The 19,206-nt window shown below is 72.6% G+C and carries 21 protein-coding genes and 1 other RNA gene; 7 read left to right on the top strand and 15 right to left on the bottom strand.

The genetic code is table 11. The annotated features are described in order from the left end of the window. Window positions 1–690 precede the first annotated feature (690 nt). The 6 genes from ACI797_RS15650 (at window position 691) to ACI797_RS15625 (ending at window position 5,192) form a co-directional block, all read left to right on the top strand. Complete coding sequence (locus tag ACI797_RS15650; protein WP_456859625.1) at window positions 691–831, top strand: hypothetical protein; 141 nt, start codon at window positions 691–693, stop codon at window positions 829–831. A 94-nt stretch (window positions 832–925) separates the two neighbouring features. Next, window positions 926–1,279: a hypothetical protein gene (locus tag ACI797_RS15645; RefSeq protein WP_456859624.1), complete on the top strand. Its 354-nt coding sequence runs from the start codon at window positions 926–928 to the stop codon at window positions 1,277–1,279. Window positions 1,280–1,431: 152 nt separating this feature from the next. Beyond that, window positions 1,432–2,226, top strand: a complete 795-nt coding sequence (locus tag ACI797_RS15640) for a hypothetical protein (protein WP_456859623.1) — start codon at window positions 1,432–1,434, stop codon at window positions 2,224–2,226. 98 nt (window positions 2,227–2,324) lie between these two features. Continuing rightward, entirely contained in the window at window positions 2,325–3,353 is a 1,029-nt protein-coding gene (locus ACI797_RS15635; RefSeq protein WP_456859622.1) for a hypothetical protein, read from the top strand. After that, entirely contained in the window at window positions 3,350–3,712 is a 363-nt protein-coding gene (locus ACI797_RS15630) for a hypothetical protein (RefSeq protein ID WP_456859621.1), read from the top strand. Before ACI797_RS15635 ends, ACI797_RS15630 begins: the two co-directional genes overlap by 4 nt. 337 nt (window positions 3,713–4,049) lie before the next feature. Then, window positions 4,050–5,192, top strand: coding sequence for a hypothetical protein (locus tag ACI797_RS15625; protein ID WP_456859620.1), 1,143 nt, complete (start codon window positions 4,050–4,052; stop codon window positions 5,190–5,192). Between the two features lie 97 nt (window positions 5,193–5,289). On the opposite strand, the gene ssrA is transcribed toward ACI797_RS15625, so the two are convergent. From ssrA to cutA, 15 genes are all read right to left on the bottom strand, one after another. Next, window positions 5,290–5,665: a transfer-messenger RNA gene (gene ssrA, locus ACI797_RS15620) on the bottom strand. A 157-nt stretch (window positions 5,666–5,822) separates the two neighbouring features. Continuing rightward, a complete protein-coding gene (locus ACI797_RS15615; protein WP_456859619.1) occupies window positions 5,823–6,965 on the bottom strand; it encodes a magnesium and cobalt transport protein CorA in 1,143 nt (380 codons plus the stop codon). A 226-nt stretch (window positions 6,966–7,191) separates the two neighbouring features. After that, window positions 7,192–8,808, bottom strand: a complete 1,617-nt coding sequence (locus ACI797_RS15610; RefSeq protein ID WP_456859618.1) for an SLC13 family permease — start codon at window positions 8,806–8,808, stop codon at window positions 7,192–7,194. A gap of 99 nt (window positions 8,809–8,907) precedes the next feature. After that, window positions 8,908–9,798, bottom strand: coding sequence for an SCO6745 family protein (locus tag ACI797_RS15605; protein WP_456859617.1), 891 nt, complete (start codon window positions 9,796–9,798; stop codon window positions 8,908–8,910). A gap of 14 nt (window positions 9,799–9,812) precedes the next feature. Then, complete coding sequence (locus tag ACI797_RS15600; protein WP_456859616.1) at window positions 9,813–10,805, bottom strand: GNAT family N-acetyltransferase; 993 nt, start codon at window positions 10,803–10,805, stop codon at window positions 9,813–9,815. 43 nt (window positions 10,806–10,848) lie between these two features. Next, window positions 10,849–11,226 carry a VOC family protein gene (locus ACI797_RS15595; protein ID WP_456859615.1) on the bottom strand — a complete coding sequence of 126 codons (378 nt, stop codon included), beginning with the start codon at window positions 11,224–11,226 and terminating at the stop codon, window positions 10,849–10,851. After that, the gene (locus ACI797_RS15590; RefSeq protein ID WP_456859614.1) at window positions 11,226–12,116 is read right to left on the bottom strand and encodes an amidohydrolase family protein; all 891 of its coding nucleotides are present in this window, start codon (window positions 12,114–12,116) and stop codon (window positions 11,226–11,228) included. Before ACI797_RS15590 ends, ACI797_RS15595 begins: the two co-directional genes overlap by 1 nt. After that, window positions 12,116–13,036, bottom strand: coding sequence for an NADP-dependent oxidoreductase (locus ACI797_RS15585; RefSeq protein ID WP_456859612.1), 921 nt, complete (start codon window positions 13,034–13,036; stop codon window positions 12,116–12,118). Before ACI797_RS15585 ends, ACI797_RS15590 begins: the two co-directional genes overlap by 1 nt. Before the next feature lie 10 nt (window positions 13,037–13,046). After that, a complete protein-coding gene (gene smpB / locus ACI797_RS15580) occupies window positions 13,047–13,523 on the bottom strand; it encodes an SsrA-binding protein SmpB (RefSeq protein ID WP_456539564.1) in 477 nt (158 codons plus the stop codon). Window positions 13,524–13,532: 9 nt separating this feature from the next. Beyond that, complete coding sequence (locus ACI797_RS15575) at window positions 13,533–13,661, bottom strand: hypothetical protein (RefSeq protein ID WP_456859611.1); 129 nt, start codon at window positions 13,659–13,661, stop codon at window positions 13,533–13,535. A gap of 132 nt (window positions 13,662–13,793) precedes the next feature. Continuing rightward, a complete protein-coding gene (gene ftsX / locus ACI797_RS15570) occupies window positions 13,794–14,678 on the bottom strand; it encodes a permease-like cell division protein FtsX (RefSeq protein WP_456539563.1) in 885 nt (294 codons plus the stop codon). Between the two features lie 51 nt (window positions 14,679–14,729). Beyond that, window positions 14,730–15,419: a cell division ATP-binding protein FtsE gene (gene ftsE, locus ACI797_RS15565; protein ID WP_456539562.1), complete on the bottom strand. Its 690-nt coding sequence runs from the start codon at window positions 15,417–15,419 to the stop codon at window positions 14,730–14,732. Window positions 15,420–15,537: 118 nt separating this feature from the next. After that, entirely contained in the window at window positions 15,538–16,650 is a 1,113-nt protein-coding gene (gene prfB, locus ACI797_RS15560) for a peptide chain release factor 2 (protein WP_456859610.1), read from the bottom strand. An 82-nt stretch (window positions 16,651–16,732) separates the two neighbouring features. Then, window positions 16,733–18,454: a putative bifunctional diguanylate cyclase/phosphodiesterase gene (locus ACI797_RS15555; protein WP_456859609.1), complete on the bottom strand. Its 1,722-nt coding sequence runs from the start codon at window positions 18,452–18,454 to the stop codon at window positions 16,733–16,735. A gap of 145 nt (window positions 18,455–18,599) precedes the next feature. Further along, window positions 18,600–18,929: a divalent-cation tolerance protein CutA gene (gene cutA, locus ACI797_RS15550; protein WP_456859607.1), complete on the bottom strand. Its 330-nt coding sequence runs from the start codon at window positions 18,927–18,929 to the stop codon at window positions 18,600–18,602. A gap of 34 nt (window positions 18,930–18,963) precedes the next feature. On the opposite strand from cutA, the gene ACI797_RS15545 reads away from it, so the two are divergent. Then, window positions 18,964–19,200, top strand: a complete 237-nt coding sequence (locus ACI797_RS15545; protein ID WP_456539558.1) for a hypothetical protein — start codon at window positions 18,964–18,966, stop codon at window positions 19,198–19,200. The last annotated feature ends 6 nt before the right edge of the window (window positions 19,201–19,206 follow it).

Below are 19,206 nucleotides of genomic sequence, written 5' to 3'. Positions count from 1 at the left end.
GAACCCCAGCGGTTCAGACCCGTTCATTTTCGCGCGCGGTCGCACTTGCAACCCCCTCGGTTGTTCAGCACAGGCACGGTAGCCCGGCAGCCGCCGGAGGATGGACAACCGGACACGGTCGGTCACGCCACGAGCGGTTCACCTCCTCTCGGCGTTGGCCTGACCCGACGTGTGTCCTGTCGCGATCCTTTCGGCTTCGGACACCGGTTGGCCGCGGGGGGCTACGCCGTCGGGATCCCTCCTTCGGTGACGGCCGCCGGCGACCCGGCGTCTGTTGATCTCTGTGGAGTTGTCAAGCTGCGATCGGCGGCACCTCCGGGCGCCGCCGCCGGGCACGGTCACGGGGCGCTTTCCTTCGTCAATCGGCTGCCAAGTCGAATGCCCCGACGGACCCAGCCGGCACAGCTGAGGGCGCGGATCGTCCGCCGCGGCCCATTGGGTCGCCAGCAACTGGAGGTGCCGGCATGTCCGTGCTCCCCTTCCCGTCCGTCGGCAACGGCCACTAGCCGTGGCCGGCGGATCGTGTCGCCACAGCCTCGGACCAGGCTGTGCTCGCCCGCGTCGCTGACCTGGTGGGCATCCCCACCCATCTGCTGCCGCTTCCGCTGCGCTGGGGTCCCGGCCCCGCGCAGCTCGCGGTCCTACGGGTCACCGCGGAAGTGCTCGTGTCACGGCTCGAAGAGACCTCCGGTGCGTGCTCCGACTGCGCCGGCTCCGACCCGGGCGATGGACTGCGCCCGTGAGCTCGGGAAGCCGGAGGCGCGGCTGGACGCACTGGTGCACGACGCGGAGCTGGTGCTGGGCTGGATGGCGGCTCCGACGGAGCGGTGACCGGGGCTTGTGCCCTGAGAAGCCGCGCGGAGGGGTGATGCGGACGGGCCTCGGCCCGTTCGCATCACCCGCACCGCCGGTGCCGGGAACGCCGATGGGCACGGAGAAGCCGATGACCCCCAACTCACACACCCAGGGCGCCGGCACGCCCGAACCGCTGCGCGACTACCGGCTGAGGAAGCTCCTGGTTCGCCGGCAGGCGCTCGCCGACGCCGCCGTCGAGCACCTCTGCCACGACCTGCCCGGCGCGGACCTTCTCTGGAAGAGCCTCCACCGCGTCGAGGAGCGACTGCGGCAGGAGTACCCCGCCGTCTGGGCCCAGTCGAACGCCGAATGGGTGACGGCAGACGCCGCCCGGCTGCACACCGCTGGCCGGCTGGCATTGGAGTCCTGCCGGCTCTGTCGGCAGTGGCACGTATCCGACGTCGAGGTCCGCCCGGCGTCCTGATCGCCACCGTGGCCCCGCCCGCAAGGGCGGGGCCACACCCATGTGCGAGCCGGGTGCGCCGGCGGTCCACACCAGCAGCGTCAGTCGGGCGGCTCCCCCGCGGGAGGATCGACCTCATTGCCGATCCGTCTCATCGCCGGACCCGTACCGGCATGACCGCTACCGCCGACGGCCGGGGTCCCCGGCTCGATGACCCCGCTGAGCTCGACCGCTTTCTCGCCGACTACGCCCCGACCGGCGTGGCCGCCCACTGCTGGGCTGTTCTCGCGCCCGACGCCATCGCCCTGGTCAAGAAGGCGGGACCGCTGACCCGGACCCGCGTGGAGAAGGACATCCAGGCGCTGGGTGCGATCACCGCCCGACTGCTCGAGCGCAACCGAGACCTGTCGCTGGACGAGGCCCTGGCGGACACGACGCTGCTGGACTTCGACCTCGCACTGGCGCGGGGCGGCGCGTCAGACAAGACCCGGGAGAACCGCCGCGGCATCCTGCGCCGGCTGCAGGCGGCCCATCATGACGTGCCGTGGCGCCAGGCTCGGCGCACGGACGGCGAGCGGGTCGACGCCCTGCCTTCACCGTCGCTCGCCAGCGAGATCGCCCGCCTCATCGGCGTCGCCGAGAGAGACCACGGCGCCGACGCGGCCGCCTTCGTCGCCGCGGTGGAGGCAGCCCGCCGCGCTCGCCGCGGGCACGGCGAGGCGGGCGACGCCGATCCGACGGCCTGGCGGCGGGCCCGGGCGTTCGCGGAGCGCCACGGACTCGGACTCACCCAGCGGGTGCTAGCCGCGGCGGTCACCCACGAGGTGCTGCTGACCGAGCAGCCGCTGGCGGTGCACATCGCCGCGGCGGGGCTGACCCGGCGTGACCTCGACCTCGGCCTGCCCCACGCCGCAGCACTGCCGGACCAGCCGTCCGACCGGCACAGGGCGGTGCTGCGCGGCGTCTGACGACCGCCAGCCGCGGTGATTGCCGTGCCGAGCGGCCCCCGCACGGTCCCGGCCCGAGCTGCCCGGAGAGGCCGGGCAGCCGGACCGGGGAGCCGACCTTGACGAGCAACTCCACCCGACCGCGCAAGCCCAGCAAGGCGGCGATGGCCCGCCATCTGGCGCAGGTGCAGGCTCAGCACGAGCAGGAGCGCGAGCTGTCCCCAGCGCTGGCGCAGCTGGTCGACGACTACGCCGGTGCCGGCTACACGGCCGTGCAGATGGCCGCCATCCGGCCGTTCCTCCGCACCGTCATCACCGCCAGCACGCTGACCGGCGCCGAGAGCGTTCGCAAGCACTGCACGCACATCGCCGGACTGGCGGCCTACGCGATCCGGCGCGGCGTCACCCTTGAGCCCGTCCAGGTGCTGACGACCGCCTTCATCGACGAGTACGTGCGCCGCGGCATGACAGCAGTCGGCGACTCGGTCAAGGCCGAGCGTCGGCGGCGCCTGCTCGCCCTCGCCCGCACCGTCAACCCTGGACCGACCACCCCGGCACGGCTCACCCCCATCGGGCACAGCGCGGTCAAGCCGCCCTACACGCCGACGGAACTGGCGGTCATTACCCGCGTCTGCCGCACCCAGCCGACCGAGGCCAAGCGCCGCGACCTGTCGACCGTCGTGGCCCTCGGCGCCGGCGCCGGCCTGGACAGCATCGACCTCCGCCACCTCTACACCGAGCACATCGAGGACCTCGGCGCCGACGGTCTGCAGGTCCACGTTCAGCAGCCGAGGCCCCGGATCGTGCCGGTCCGTTCGCGGCTGGAGGACCGTCTCCGCTCCGCCGTCGACGGCAGGCGGAGCGGCGAGCTGGTGCTCGGCGACAAGGTCGACCGGCGGAACACCGCGGCCCGCGCCGTCGAGAACGCCGCGCTCTACAACGTCCCGCACATCGAGGCGGCGCGGCTGCGCGCCACCTGGCTGGCCGACCTGATGACCGACACCGTCCCCATCGGCGTGCTGCTGAACGCGGCCGGGCTGAAGTCCGCCCGCACGCTGGTCGACCTGGTTCCCCACCTGGGTCCGTGGCTGGAGCACAAGGGCCTGACCACGCCCGCCGTCGATGCGCTGCGCGGGGGCGCCCGATGAGCGCCAAGCACCTCACCCCGGCCCTGGTCGACCGCACCGTGCACGTCATCGACAGCAGCGGCGTCCTGGACATGGCCTGCCCGCCCCGACAGCCCGGCAAGCCCGGCCGGATCGGCAAGATCCGGGACAACACCCGCCTGCTGTTCATCGGCATGCACCTGTGCACCCGGCTGGGGCACGAGACCACTCTCGCCAGCATCCACCAGGTGCTCACCGAAGCCCTGCCCCGTGACAAGCAGTGGGAGCTCGGCGTGCTGCGCCCGCCGACCACGACGAAGCGCACCAACGCCAAGCCCTTCGACCCCGACGCACCCGCGCTGGTCAAGAACGGCAAGCCCCGCAAGAGGATCTGGGCCTAGGACGGCGTCGAGGAGATCGGCTACGACGACCTGTCCAACGCCGCCACCGCCCTGCGGAAGCGGCTCGACTACGGCCACGGCGCGGCCCCGCAGCTCGACGACACCAAGCGCGCCGTCCGCCAGGGGACCGTCGAGCAGATCATCGACGCGCTCATCGCTGTCACCACCATCCCGCGGACCGGCAGCACCAGTGCGCTGGACGCCACCGGGCAGTGGGCCTGGACCCGCGGCCCCGGAAAGCGGAAGAAGGAGCTGGAGAAGGACCTCGCCGACGGCGTCACCGACGGGGGGGACCCGGACGCGCTCGAGGTCGCCGGCATCGCCACAGACGACGAGGGTGCCACCGCGCCCGAGGACCAGAGCGCGCGCGCCCGCCGCCGCCCGCGGCCGCTGCCTCGACGCCGCCTGGGGCTACAAGACGAGCAAGAGCGGCGAGAAGGAGGTCGGCTTCGGCTTCCACCAGCACACCATCTGCCGGGTGCCCGACCCCAACGCCGACGACGACTCCGAGCCGGTGCTCATCGACGGGTTCGTCCTCACCCTTGCCAACGCCGACGTCGTCGAGGCCTCGCTCGCGCTGATCGACCGCATCCGCAGCCGCCACCAGATCACCCGCCTGGTGGGCGACATGCTGTACACCAACCTCAAGGGCGGCCGGTGGGCCGTACCGCTGGCCCAGCGGGGCATCGAACAGGGTCTCGCCATGCGCACCGACAACCACAAGGTCGTCGACATCAACGGCGCGCAGATGCAGCACGGATGGCTGCACTGCGCCGCCGCCCCAATGGACCAGCGGCCGCTGCCGCCGGAGCGCGCCACCGCCGAGGAGTGGGACGCCTTCCACGACGACGTCGACGAGTTCCAGCGCAACTGGGCCTTCGACCGCAAGGAGAGCGGCCTCGGCAAGAGCGTGACCAGCAAGTGGATCTGCCCCGCCCGCGCCGGCCGCGCCGGCTGCCACGCCCTGGGCGCCGCGCAGGTCGAGGCGGCCACCCAGCTGGGGCTGCCGATCATCACCCCGCCGGAGGACCACACCACCCGCAAGTCCTGCACGAACAAGACGATGGACTTCACGCCCGACCCGGACGACGCGAACCACCAGCGCAAGCTGATGCAGCGTGAGTACTACGGCAGCCGCCGGTGGCGGCGGCTGTTCAAGCGGCGGGCGCTGGTCGAGGGGGTCTTCGGGATCCTCAAGAACGCCAGCCGGCAGCGACTGCGCCGCGGTCAGAACCGACTCCCCGGCCTGGCGATGGCCTCCATCGTCGCCGCGGTCAAGGCCAGCGTCTTCAACGAGGAGCAGCCCCGCAGCTGGCACGACCGCACCGCCCGCGGCCCGGCCGACCACCCGCTGCTGCAGCCCGACCCGCCCTACTGGGGCTTCCGCGACCTGACGAAGGAGGAGGCGAAGGCCGTCGACGCCGAGTACCTGCGTCGCCTCCGCGGCGGCCACATGCAGCCGGTCCTCGAGGCTGCCTGACACCTGCGTGAGACGACGAACCGCCCCGGACCTGCAGGTCCGGGGCGGTTCGTCAATCTACGAAGAGTCTCCGCACAATCTGCGAAGACCTCTGGGTGGGTGGAGGTGGCGGGAATCGAACCCGCGTCCTACGACGCCAGTCCAGGGCTTCTCCGAGCGCAGTCCGCTGTGCCTCTGCTCGGCCCCACCGATCGCGCGGACGAGTCGGTGTGACGGGCCCAGTCGCTGTTTGCTTTCCCCTCCTGCACCCGCGACCGGCGCGGAGGGTCAGTCACCTAGCTGATGCCAGGATCCGGGCCGGTGACGAACCCGGGCTGACAGACCCGCTTCGCTGCGTCAGGCAGCGAGAGCGAAGTCAGCGCGACTGTTGTCGGCGCTTGTGTTGTTTGCAACGCGTGGTTAACGAGCTCATCGTTGCCTTCCTCGGCTCGCTTCCCCTGGCCAAACGACCGCAGTCGAGACCATTCACCCCCTGTGTAGTTGTGCAGTCAGGGTAACCGGCCGCGCACCTGAGTTGTTCCCCCGCCGCACCGCCGTCCCCCCGATCGGTCGATCATCGGCTTCTTGCCGCAGACACGGCCGGACACGCCGGCGTGGGCGGCACGAGGGCGATGATCATCGGCGGGCGCGTCAGATCCAGTCGCGGCGCTTGAAGACGACGTAGAGCACCAGGCTCACCGCGGCCATGAGCACGAGCGCGAACGGGTAGCCGAGGTGCCAGTGCGTCTCGGGCATGAAGTCGAAGTTCATCCCGTAGACGGTGCCGACCAGCGTGGGGGCGAACAGGATGGCCGCCCAGGCGGAGATCTTCTTGACCTCCTCGCCCTGCGCGATCGACGCCTCGGTCAGCTCCCGGATCTCGTCGTTCTGCCGCTGCGCCACGAGGGTCGCGTTCACCGTGAGGATGTCGCGCAGCTGCAGGCGGAAGCCCTCCACGCGCTCGTTGACCTGCACGACGTGGTCGGCGACGTCCCGCAAGTAGCTGCGCAGCTCCTCGTCGACGCCGTACTTGTCGAAGCCGGCGGCGATCGCGGCGAGGATGCCGGTCAGCGGCTGCGACGCCCGCTGGAACTCCAGCACCTCCTGCGACAGCTCGTAGATGCGCCGGGAGACGCCGGGGTCGCCGCGGAAGACCTCGGTCTCGATCTCGTCGATGTCGTTGGCGAGACCCGCGACCACGGGCGCGTAGCCGTCGACGACGGCGTCGAGGATCGCGTAGAGCACGGCCTCGCTGCCCTTGGACAGCAGGTCCGGCTCGCTCTCCAGCCGCCGGCGCACCCGCGCGAGGTCGGGCGACTCGCTGTGCCGGACGGTGATCGCGAACTCCTGGCCGAGGAACAGGTGCAGCTCGCCGAACTCCACCTCCTCGCGCTCGTCGACGTACCGGGCGGCCTTGAGGACGACGAAGAGCGTGTCGCCGTAGCGCTCGAACTTCGGCCGCTGGTGGGCGGTGATCGCGTCCTCGACGGCCAGCTCCGGCAGGTCGAACAGCTCGGCGAGCTCCCCCAGCTCGCGCGGCTCCGGCCGGTAGAGGCCGAGCCACGCCAGCCCCTCCTCGCGCTCCGCCAGCGCCTCGCGGGTGCCGGCGGGCGACGCGGGCGTGGCCACCCGGCGGCCGGCCGAGTAGACGGCGTTGTCGATCAGCCGCGAGCGGCGGCGGGTCTCGTCGGCCGGCGACGGCGGCGGGGTGGGGCGCTGCACGCGCGGCTCGACCCGCGGGCGGCGGGTGAGCGTGGAGAAGGCGGTGCGCGGGGAGGTGCGGCGGTCGGCCATGACGGGCTCCCGGGAACGGCGCGGACGAGGACACCGGGCAGGTCCTCCCGCGCGCCGGCGGTGCGGCAGCCGGGCGCAGCTCAGGCGGGGAGGACCTCGGGACTCGGACTGGGAGGCTCGCTGCGCATCGGCGATCCCCTCCCCTCGTCGGCGCCCCCGACCGTCCGGAGGCCGTCGTCCATCGTGACACGCGCTGTCCAGCGCGCGTCCCCCGACGGGGTGAACGTCAGCCGACGTTCCCCAGAACGAGATCGATCATGACCGGCAGCAGCAGCACGATCAGCAGCGCACCGAGGACGTCGAACGAGATCCCCGACCGGATCATCTTGGTGATCGGCACGACGCCCGAGCCGTAGACGATGGCGTTCTGCGGCGTCGACACCGGCAGCATGAAGCCGAACGAGGCCGCGAACGTCGCCGCGAGCGCCGGCACGAACGGGTTCACCCCGGCCGCCATCGCCACCGGGATGATGATCGGCACCACGACCGACGCCGACGCCGTGTTCGACGTCGTCTCGGAGATGACGATCGCGAGCAGCACCGCGAAGACCGTGATCGCGAACGTGCTGGTCAGCCCGAGCAGGTCGGCCGAGCCCTCGCCGATCGTCTCGGCCAGGCCGGTGTCGGCCAGCAGCGACCCGAAGATGATCCCGGTGCCGAAGAGCAGGATCGTGCCCCAGTCGATGGTGGCGGCGTCGCTCCAGTTGAGCGTGAACTCGCGGCGCTTCCAGTCGACGGGGAGCAGGAACAGCAGCGACGCCCCGAGGACGGCGACGATGCCCTCGTCGAGCCGGGCGCTGATCGTCTCGTAGAGGCTCGACTCGGTGCCGGCGGTCAGCGCGATGACGCCCGGGAAGATCCACAGGAAGACCGTGATCCCGAAGGCGATCAGCGTGTTCTTCTCCGCCCGGGACATCGGCCCGAGCTCGGCCCGCTCCTGGGACACGTACTCGTGGACGCCCTCGATGCGGCGGATCTCCGGCTTGTTGAGCAGCAGCAGGACGACGGCCAGCGCGACGAACATCAGCGCGCAGATCGGCAGCGCCATGAGCATCCAGTCGAGGAACCCGATCCGCTCCCCCGTCGCCTCCTCGATCAGCCCGCGGCCGATCAGGTTCGGCGGCGTGCCGACCGGCGTGATCAGGCCGCCGACGCTGGCGCCATAGGCGAGCATCAGCATCAGCGCGGCCCCGACCCGCAGCCGCAGCGGGTCGAAGTCCGGCGCCACCAGCTCCTTGTCCTGCAGCAGCTTGGCGATGACGGTGAGGATGCCGAGCGCGGTGGGCAGCAGCATGGCCACCGTGGCGGTGTTCGACACGAACGCCGACAGGAGGGCGGTGATCAGCCCGAAGGCGATGACCACCCGGGTCGTCGAGGTGCCGACCCAGCGCATGGACAGGATGAACATCGCGAACCGCCGCGCGACGCCGTGCTTGAGCATGGCCGCGGCCAGGATGAACGCGCCGATGAAGGTGAACACGGTCGGCGAGCCGAACGGCGTCAGCGCCTCGTCGGGTCCCACGACGCCGAGGACGACGATCGCCGCGATCCCGATGAGCCCGCCGACGGGGATCGGCACCGGCTCGGTGATCCACAGGACGATGACGCCGAGCAGGATCGCGGCCAGCAGGTGCTGGTCGCGCGGCAGGTCGAACGGCAGCAGCGCGAAGACGATCGTCACCACCGGCGCGAGGAACAGGCCGACCGTGCGCCGACCCTTCTCGAACCTCTCCTCCGCCGGGCTGAGCTGCTGCTCGCCGAGGCTGCGGTAGGTCGCGCTGCCGGTGAATGCGGCGTCGACGTCGGTCCTGTTCGCCGTCGCACGGGACTCCGTCGCGGTCATGACCCCTCCTCGGAGCGGGCGCGATCCAGACGACACGAGTCTCAGGTGGGCGGACCTCCCCCGCCACCGCACCGCCGGAGGCGGCGGTCGGGTCCGGCGTCAGCGCCCGGCGAACAGCCCGTCGGGGTAGGCGCCGGCGCCGGCGATGCGGGCGGAGAAGCCCTTGCCCAGCTCGACCACCCGCGCCGTCCGCTCCGGGCCGAGGTGCGCCCACGGCGCGGCGGACAGCGCGTCGGTCTCCGCCTCGATCCGGGCGCGCAGCGCGGCACCGTCGGCGGTCAGGCCGTCGCCGTCCAGCAGCCCGCGCGCGGTGAGCGACTCCACGGTGGCCGCCCACTCCTCGTCGCTCCAGCCGCGGGTCGCCTTGGCACCGGGCTCGGAGAAGCCGCGGCCGGTGACGGTGTGGGTGACCAGCGCCTCGAGGCCGGTCAGCCCCGCCCGCAGCAGCGCGGTCAGGTGCCCGTCGCCGCGGTGCTCGCGCAGCAGCGTGGCGCCGTGCCAGAGCTGCAGCACCGGCTCGTCGGGCCAGGGCTGGTCGGCGTGGCCGGCGTAGAGCGGGCGGGCCTCGGGCGTCAACGCCGAGCAGGCCTCGCGCAGCAGGCCGGCGAGCTCGGCGACCTCCGGGGCGGCGACGACGTCGTCGCCGAGCAGGCGGGTGAGCGAGGCGCGGGCGGCGGCGTACCGGGCGGCGACGACGTCCTGCGGCGAGGCGAGGGTCCACGCCCGCGGCACGTGCCGGGCGATCAGCGCCGGCGAGAAGTTGTAGAAGGTCGCCGCGACCACGCCGGGGCCGACGGCGCCCATGGCCGCCGCCCGGCCGGCGAAGTAGCACATCCGCCCGGGCCGCAGCCCGATCGCGGTGAGGTGCTCGTCCTGCTCGGGCGCGAAGTAGAGGTGGTTGTGCAGCGGCTCGACGGCGCGGTGCGCGCGGGCCACCACCTTGGGGTCCACGAGCGCAGGCGTGCCGGCGGGCTGATCGACGCTGACCATGCGCCGGACAGTAGCTAGGCGCGCACCGGCGGCAGCGCCCGGGCCCAGGAGACCTGCGTGCGGCGCACGGCGAAGCCGAGCGCCTCGTACAGCCGCCGCGCGCCGGTGACGTTCTCGCTGTCGACCTGCAGCGACGCCCGCCCGCAGCCGGCCTCGGCGGCGATCCGCAGCGAGCGCACGATGGCCGCGCTGGCCAGCCCGCGGCCGCGCGCCTCGGGCAGCGTGCCGATCTGGCCGTAGTGGGCCTCCTCGACCCCGGTCGCCCGGGTGTCGGCCTCGTACACGTAGACCAGCGCGTAGGCGACGACGGCGCCGTCGGCGAGCACCAGCGTCGACAGGTCGGGCCGGAAGGCGCGCTGGCCGGTGAACAGCGTCTGCCAGGTGGCCGGGTCGCGCTCGCTGGAGCCGTGGTGCTGGGTGAAGGCGGCGTTGTGCGCCCGGCGCACCTCGTCGTCGCGGTCCCAGGTGAACGGCACCAGGTCGACGCCGGTCCCCTCCGGGGAGTCGGGGAGGTCGGTCAGCGGCCGCTCCATCTGCCGGTACCACCGCACGGCGGTCAGCCCCGCCCGGTCCGCCAGCGCGGCCAGGCCCGGCATCGTCTCGGGGACGGCGACCGACAGCCGCGCCGGCGCCTCGGGGTGCCGCTCGGCGTGGATCTCGGCGCCGCGGGCCAGCTGCCAGTCCAGCAGCGCCTGCCCGATGCCGCGGCGGCGGTGCTCGGGGTGCACCCGCCCCTCCAGGTAGACGGCGAACGCGTCGCGGAAGGTCGACGGGGCCATGGCGGTGGCCCAGCCCAGCAGCTCGCCGGCGGGACCGTGCACCGCGATCCCGTCGCTGCCCAGGTCGAACAGGTCGTTGACCCACCACTCGGTGAGGTCGTCGGCGTCGTAGTTCTCGCCGGTGTCGTCGACCTTCTCGGCGGCGTCGAGCAGGGCGGCGACGGCGTCGACGTCGTCGGCGGTCAGCGGCCGGGAGGTGAGGCCGGGCGGCAGGTCGAGGGGCGGCACAGGGGCCGAGGCTAGAGAACGGCGCCCGGGCGGGCCACCGAGTTCAGCGCCGGGCGAAGAGGCAGAACGGGTGCCCGGCGGGGTCGGCGTAGACGCGCACCACCTCGGCGTCGTCCTCGTGCCCGCCCAGCGGCCGCGCGCCCGCGCTCTCGGCCACCGCGCAGGCGGCCTCGAGGTCGTCGACCTCGATGTCGAGGTGCAGCTGCATCTGCTGGTCGCCGGGGCCGGCCGGCCACACCGGCGGCACGTGGTCCTCCTCCAGCTGGAAGGACAGACCGGTGCCGCCGTCCGGCGGCCGCAGGGTCACCCAGCCCGGCTCCTGCGTGCCGAACGGCCAGCCGAGCAGCTCCTGGTAGAAGGTGGCCAGCGCGGCCGGGTCGGGCGCGCCCAGCACGGCGGCCGTCAACGAGAAGGTCGGCATCAGCCCTCCACTCCGAACAGACGGGCGCCGTTCTCCCAGAGGACGGCGCGCAGCCAGTCCTCCCCGAGACCGAGCCGGTGCAGCGCGGCGAGCTGGTGCGCGTACGGGTACGGGATGCTCGGGAAGTCGCTGCCGAGCAGCACCTTCCCGCGCAGCGCCGACAACCGCGACCGGTCGGCCGGGTCGAAGGGCATGAGCCGCTCGGTGAAGTCGGTGGCGAACATCGTGGTGTCGAGGTGCACCTGCTCGTAGCGCTCGGCCAGGTCGAGGAAGGCGCCGTACTCGGGCATGCCCAGGTGCGCGATCACCAGCTGCAGCCGGGGGTGCCGCTCGAGCAGGCCGGCCGTCGGCTCCGGGCCGGTGTGCTCGCCGGCCAGCGGGCCGGAGCCGCAGTGGATCACCACCGGCGTGCCGGTCTCCGCCAGCCGCCCCCACACGGGGTCGAGCAGCGGGTGCCGCGGGTCGAAGGCGCCCACCTGCACGTGCACCTTGAACACCCGCGCGCCGCCGGCCAGCGCTTCGGCGACGTACGCCGGCGCCTCCGGCTCGGGGTAGAACGTCGCCGACCGCAGCACCCGCGGGTGCCGGGCGGCGAACTCCGCCGACCAGTCGTTGAGCCAGGCCGCCATGCCCGGCTTGTGCGGGTACGGCAGCGTGGGGAACGCCCGGACGCCGAGCCGCTCCAGCACCGCCAGCCGCTCCTCGTCGGGCAGCGGGTAGGCGATCGGCCACGCCGCGCCGTAGTGCGCCTCGGCGGCCTCGAAGAACTTCCACACCTTGGCCTGCACCGACGGCGGCAGGAAGTGCACGTGCACGTCGAACAGCCCGGGCAGGCCGAGCTCGCGCCAGTACCGGGGGACGTCGGCGTCGTCCTCCGGCGGCATGACCATCAGAGGGTCACCACGACCTTGCCGCGCACGTGCCCGCCGGCCACCAGCTCCTGCGCCTGCGCGGTCTGCTCCAGCGGGAACGCCTTCGCGATCGACACCCGCAGCTGGCCGGCGTCGGCCATGCGGGCGAGCTCCTCGAGGTCGTGGCGCTCCGGCCGGACGAAGACGTAGCGGCCGCCCATGTCGTTGACCGCCGGGTCGACCACGCTGGCGACCCGCGACACGCCGCGCACCTGCTTCGGGGCGTCGGACAGCGCCGCTCCCCCGGCCAGGTCGAGGACGGCGTCGACCGGCTCGGACAGCTGCTCGCTGACCGGGCCGGCGGAGTAGTCGACCACCTCGGCCGCGCCGGCGTCGGTGAGGAAGCCGCGGTTGCGCGGGCTCGCGGTGCCGATCACGTGCGCGCCCAGCGCCACGGCGATCTGGACGGCGAAGAAGCCGACCCCGCCGGCGGCCCGGTGCACGAGCACCCGGTCGCCCTCGCCGACGTCGAGCGCCTCGGTCAGCGCCTGGTAGGCGGTGAGCCCGGCCAGCGGCAGCGCGCCGGCCTCGGCGAACGACAGCGACGACGGCTTGCGCGCCACGCAGCGCTGCGGCGCCGGCACGAGCTCGGCCGCCGTCCCCCACTGGACGTCGTCGCGGCGCAGGTAGCCGAACACCTCGTCGCCGGGGGCGAGGTCGTGGACCGCCGGCCCGACGGACTCGACGACCCCGGCGAGGTCCCAGCCCGGCACGATCGGGAAGCGGTGCGGGAAGGCCCCGGCCAGGTGTCCCTCGCGGATGCCGATGTCGACCGGGTTGACCCCGGCGGCCTGGGCGCGGACCAGCACGGTGTCCGGCCCGACCGGCGGATCGGGGAGGTCGTCGCGCACCTGAAGGACGTCGACGCCGCCGAAGCGGTCGTAGGCGATGCCTCTCATGACGGGCCGATCACCGGCGGCCCTTCACGTACCGGCCGAACGCCTTCTGGATCTCGCGGCGCGAGTCGCGCTCGGCGAGGTCCTGCCGCTTGTCGTAGGCCTTCTTGCCGCGCGCCAGCGCGAGGGTGGCCTTGACCTTGCCGTCCTTGAAGTACAGGTCCAGCGGGACGAGCGTGAGCCCGCCCTCCTTGGTCTTGCCGATCAGCTTGTCGATCTCGGCGCGGTGCATGAGCACCTTGCGCTTGCGGCGCGGGGCGTGGTTGGTCCAGGTGCCCTCGGTGTACTCCGGGATGTGCACGTGCTGCAGCCACACCTCGCCGCCGTCCACGGTGGCGAAGCCGTCGACGAGCGAGGCACGTCCGGCCCGGAGGCTCTTCACCTCGGTGCCGGTGAGCACCAGGCCCACCTCGTAGGTGTCGAGGATCGAGTAGTCGTGCCGCGCCTTCTTGTTCTGGGCGATCAGCTTGCGCCCCTGTTCCCGCGGCATGACCCCAGGTTACCGAGGGCGCCGCTCCCGCACGGCCGACAAGGTCAGCAGCACCGCCGACGTCGCCGCCCAGGTGGCGCTGCAGGCCATCCACGCCGGGGTGATCGCGACCATGCGCACCCGCTCGCCGACGTTCACCGGCAGTCCCCGCAGGGGCAGAACCCGGTCCAGATCTTCTGCAGCCGCTTGCGCACGAGCCCAGCCCTCTCCACGTCGTCGGGGAAACGGCCGGAATCTACCCGTGGGTAACCCGCGTCACACCTGAACGCGCTAGAGGCGGACGTACAAGCGCAGGGTGACGTAGGCGGCGATACCTGCCAGACCGACCCCGGCCGCGGCGATGATCGGGCTGATCGTGGCGATCGCGCCCCAGTCGACCGGCGGGATGATGCCGGCCTTGATCGGCCCGGCCAGCGTCTTGTCGACGAAGAGCACCTTGGTCAGCACCAGGCCGCCCACGGCCAGCAGCGCACCGATGAGCCCGGCGACCGCCGCCTCGAGGATGAACGGCAGCTGGGTGTACCAGCGCGAGGCGCCGACCAGCCGCATGATGTTGGTCTCGTTGCGCCGGTTGAAGGCCGCGAGCTGGATCGTGTTGGAGATCAGCAGCAACGCGGCCAGGGCTTGCACGACGGCCACCGCGATCGTCGCGTTGCGGGCGCCGTTGAGCAGGCTGAACAACCGGTCGAGGAAGTCGCCCTCGTCGCGCACCTGGTCGACGCCGTCCTGCCCGTTCGGGAACTCCGCGGCGATGACCGAGTAGCGCTCGGGGTTGACCAGCTCCACGCGGAAGCTCTCCGGCAGCGCGTCCGGCGGGGTGTTGTTGACCAGCTCGGGCTGCTGGCTGAACTGCTGCTGGAAGCGCTCGTAGGCCTCTTCCTTGGACTCGTAGACGTAGCTGGCGACCTCGGGCGAGTCGTCGAGCTTGGCCTCGATGGCGCTGCGCTGCTCGTCGGTGACGTCGTCGGTCAGGAAGATGGAGACCTGCACCTTGTCGTAGTAGATCTCCTTCATGTCGGAGATCATCCCGGCGATCAGCAGGCCGGTGCCCATGAGCCCGAGGGAGATGGCCGTCGTCAGGATCATCGCGACCGTCATGGTCAGGTTGCGACGCAGCCCGGTGGCCACCTCGGAGAGCACGAAGTTGACGCGCATGGATTCCCTGTCGTGGAGTTCTGCAGGTCGAGGGGGTCGGAGACCCTGGGGCTAGCGGCCCACGCCGTAGACGCCGCGCGACTGGTCGCGGGCGATGACGCCGCCGTTGAGCTCGATCACGCGCCGGCGCATGGAGTCGACGATGTGGTAGTCGTGCGTCGCCATGATCACCGTGGTGCCGGTGCGGTTGATCCGCTCCAGCAGCAGCATGATCCCCTCGCTGGTCTCGGGGTCGAGGTTGCCGGTGGGCTCGTCGGCCAGCAGCACCAGCGGCCGGTTGACGAAGGCGCGGGCGATCGCCACCCGCTGCTGCTCACCGCCGGAGAGCTCGTGCGGCAGCCGGGCGGCCTTGCCCTCGAGCCCGACCATCTCCAGCACCTCGGGGACGACGCGCTTGATCGTCCGTTGCGGCTTGTTGATGACCTCGAGCGCGAAGGCGACGTTCTCGGCCACCGTGCGGTTGCGCAGCAGGCGGAAGTCCTGGAAGACGCAGCCCATGGTGCGGCGCAGCTTCGGCACCTTCCACTTGCTCATGGTGTTGAGCGTCTGGCCGTTGATCGAGATCGTGCCCTTGGTGGGGTCCTCCTCCTTCAGCAGCAGCCGGAGGAAGGTCGACTTGCCCGACCCGGACGAGCCGATCAGGAAGACGAACTCGCCCTTGTCGATCTCGGTCGACACGTCATCGAGGGCCGGCCGGGAGTTGGCCGGGTAGATCTTGGTGACGTGTTGCAGTTCGATCACGGAGGTTCACGGTACCGGTCGGATCGCCGATCATGCCGCCGTCGCCCGGAGACTCTCCGGGACGACCTCCGCGACCAGCAGCGAACTGGTGCCGGTGTGACGAACGGGACGCCGTCCATCAGCTCGCGGGCACGGACTCCTGCTGCCGCCGCCACCGGATCCCCGCCTCGATGAACGCGTCGATGTCGCCGTCGAGGACGGCGGTGGTGTTGCCGGTCTCCTGCTCGGTGCGCAGGTCCTTGACCATCTGGTACGGGTGCAGCACGTAGGAGCGCATCTGGTTGCCCCAGCTGCTGCCCTCGCCCTTGAGCGCGTCCATGGCGGCCCGCTCCTCCTCCTGCCGCTTGGCCAGCAGGCGGGCCTGGAGCACGCGCATCGCGGCCGCCCGGTTCTGGATCTGGCTCTTCTCGTTCTGGCAGGAGACGACGATCCCGGTGGGCAGGTGGGTGATCCGGACGGCGGAGTCGGTCGTGTTGACGCTCTGCCCGCCCGGGCCTGAGGACCGGAAGACGTCGATGCGGATCTCGTTCTCGGGGATGTCGACGTGGTCGACCTGCTCGACGACCGGCAGCACCTCGACGCCGGCGAAGGAGGTCTGCCGGCGGCCCTGGTTGTCGAACGGCGAGATGCGCACCAGCCGGTGGGTGCCCTGCTCGACCGAGAGGGTGCCGTAGGCGTAGGGGTGCTTGACGGCGAAGGTGGCGGACTTGATGCCCGCCTCCTCGGCGTAGGAGATGTCGTAGACCTCGACGCCGTACTTGTGCCGCTCGGCCCAGCGCAGGTACATGCGCATGAGCATCTCGGCGAAGTCGGCGGCGTCGACGCCCCCGGCCTCCGAACGGATGGTCACCAGCGCCTCGCGGGCGTCGTACTCGCCGTTGAGCAGGGTGCGGACCTCGAGCTCGTCGATCTCCTTGCGCAGCCCCTCGAGCTCGCGGTCGGCCTCGGCGAGGCTGCCCTCGTCGCCCTCCTCCTCGGCCAGCTCGTGCAGCACGGCGGCGTCGTCGAGCCGGCGGCGCAGTTCCTCGACCCGGCGCAGGTCGCCCTGCAGGTAGGACAGCTTCGAGGTCAGCGCCTGCGCCTTCTCGACGTCGTCCCACAGGTCCGGGGCGGCGGCCTGCTGCTCCAGCTCGGCGATGTCGCGCCGCAGCTTGTCCACGTCGAGGACGGCCTCGATGGACTTCAGGGTCGTGTCGAGCTCGTCCAGGACGACGGAGAAGTCAGCGGCCACGTCGATCCAATGTAGTCGTGCGCGGCGGGTGGGTCCGGGCAGGGAGAACGAGCAGGGGCGAGCCCGGCCGATCCGCCCCGGGTCAGGAGAGGACGGCGCCGGGCGCGCGGCGCCAGACCGTCATCCACCGCGCAAGGTCTCCGGCCGGCATGGGCCGGGCGATGTGGTGGCCCTGCGCGAAGGTGCAGCCCAGGTCCATGACGCGGGCCAGCTGGTCGGCGGTCTCCACCCCCTCGGCGAGCGTGCGCATGCCCAGGGCGGAGGCGAGCCCGACGACGGCGGCGATGGCGGCGGCCGACGACCGGGCGCGGTCGCCGGCGCCGGCGACCAGGCTGCGGTCGATCTTGAGGATGCCGGCGGGGATGTTGACCAGCTGGCCCAGCGACGAGTAGCCGCTGCCGAAGTCGTCGATGGACACCTCGATGCCGCTGCGGCGCAGGATCGCGAACTGCTCGGCGGCCCGCTGCGGGTCCGGGGCGACGGAGGTCTCGGTCAGCTCGACCAGCAGGCGCGACGGGTCGAGACCGGCCGCGGTGAGCGCGTCGGTGACGTCGTCGAGCAGGGTGCCGGTGGCGAGGTGCCCGGCGCTGATGTTCACGCCGGTGACCAGGTCGAGGCCGCGGGCCAGCCACTCCGCGGTCTGCCGGGCCGCCTCGCCGAGCACCCACCGGGCCAGCGGGACCACGAGGTCCTGTCGCTCCGCCGCGGCCAGGAAGTCGCCCGGGTGCAGCAGCCCGCGCTCCGGGTGCTGCCAGCGGACCAGCGCCTCGACCCCGCTGCACTCGCCGGTGGGCAGGAACATGACCGGCTGGTAGTGCAGCAGGAGCTGGCCGCCGGCGATCGCGTCGCTGAGCTCGCCGGCGAGCAGCGCACGGCGCTCGGCGGCCGCCCGGAGGTCGCTGGTGAAGGTGTGCACCCGGCCGCGACCGGCGGCCTTGGCCGCGTACATGGCCAGGTCGGCGTCGCGCACGAGGTCGGTCGCGCGGGCGCTGCCGACGTCGTCGGCCGGCGTCGCGGCGATGCCGATGCTGGCGGTCAGCCGCGCCGTGCGCCCACCCAGCGCGAACGGCTCGTCGAACGCCGTCGCGAACCGCTCGGCCAGGGCGACCGCGCCGTCGGCGTCGCAGTCGCGGCACAGGACGACGAACTCGTCGCCCCCGAGCCGCCCGACGGTGTCCCCGGCGCGGGTGCGGCCGCTCAGCCGCGCGGCGATCTGGCGCAGCAGCTCGTCGCCGACCTCGTGGCCGAGGGAGTCGTTGACCTCCTTGAACCCGTCGCAGTCCAGGAACAGGACGGCGACGGGGCCCCGGCCGGGGCGGCGCAGCTCCTCGTCGATGAGCTCGTGCAGGTGCGCGCGGTTGGGCAGCTCGGTGAGGTGGTCGTGGCGGGCCTGCCAGGAGGAGGTCCGCTCGGCGTGGACCCGCGCGGTGATGTCGGTGTGCGTGACGACGATCTGCCCGCTCCCGTCCACCCGGGAGGCCTGCAGGTGGAACCAGCGGGTGCCACCGGCGCCGTCGGGGACGGCGCAGTCGGTGGCGTAGGCGTCGAGCTCGCCGTCGGCGAGCGCGCGCAGCGAGCCGACGACCGAGCGGGTGAAGGTGTCGTCGAGGAAGCGCAGCGCGGAGTCGAAGTAGTTGCCGCCCACGCCGAGGGCCACGGCGGCCGGCGCGGCGGCGTTGCGGGCCACCCAGGCGGAGTTGGCGAGCAGCACGGTGCCGTCGGGCCCGACGAGGACCGTTGGCGAGGGCAGCGCGTCCAGCACGGCCTCGACCCGGACGGCCTCGTTCGCCGCACGCACCGTCACGCGCCCCTCCCCGACGACGGCGGACCGCCGACGCGGCGGCCCCTCTCCCCCACCATCGGATGCCGCGCGGGCGTTGTTGAGTTCCGCCACGCCGCGAGACCCGAACGGGTGAGCGCCGACGGCGTGTCGGGCCGGGACGCGCGGATCAGGGCTCGCGGGTCTCGGCGGCCAGCCAGGCCAGGTAGGCGGGGTTGCCGCCGACGAGCGGCAGCGCGATCACGCAGGGGACGTCGTAGGGGTGCAGCTCGTCGGCGCGGGCGACGATCGCCGGCACCAGCGACCGGCGGGTGTGCAGGGCGACGCGGGCCTCGGCCTCGTCGTGCACCGCGCCCTCCCACCGGTAGATCGACCGGATCTCGCGCACGGTGTGCCCGCAGGCGGCCAGCCGCTCCTCGACCAGCGTGCGGGTGAACCCGGCCAGCCAGTCGGCGTCGTCGGCGGTGACCACGACCTCGCAGAACCCGGTGTCCTCCACGTGCCGATCCTGCCCAGCTGGGTAGGGCGGGCGCATGAGCGACTTCGTGAACATCCGGCTGGACGGCGAGGAGTACGTGCTGCGCCCGCAGGAGGGCGCCCTGCAGGTGGGCCGGCGGGTCGGCGGCGACGTCACGTGGCTCGACGAGGTCGACACCGGCCTGTTCCCCGACGCCGCCCGCCAGGCCGTCGAGCGGGGCGACGCCGAGGACCAGGCGCTGCTCACCGCGCTGCGCGGCGTGATCCAGGCCGAGGTCGAGCGCGGGGGCTGACGAGCC

This window comes from Geodermatophilus sp. SYSU D00691 (assembly GCF_054050275.1).
This window is presented reverse-complemented; position numbering and strand designations above follow the sequence as displayed.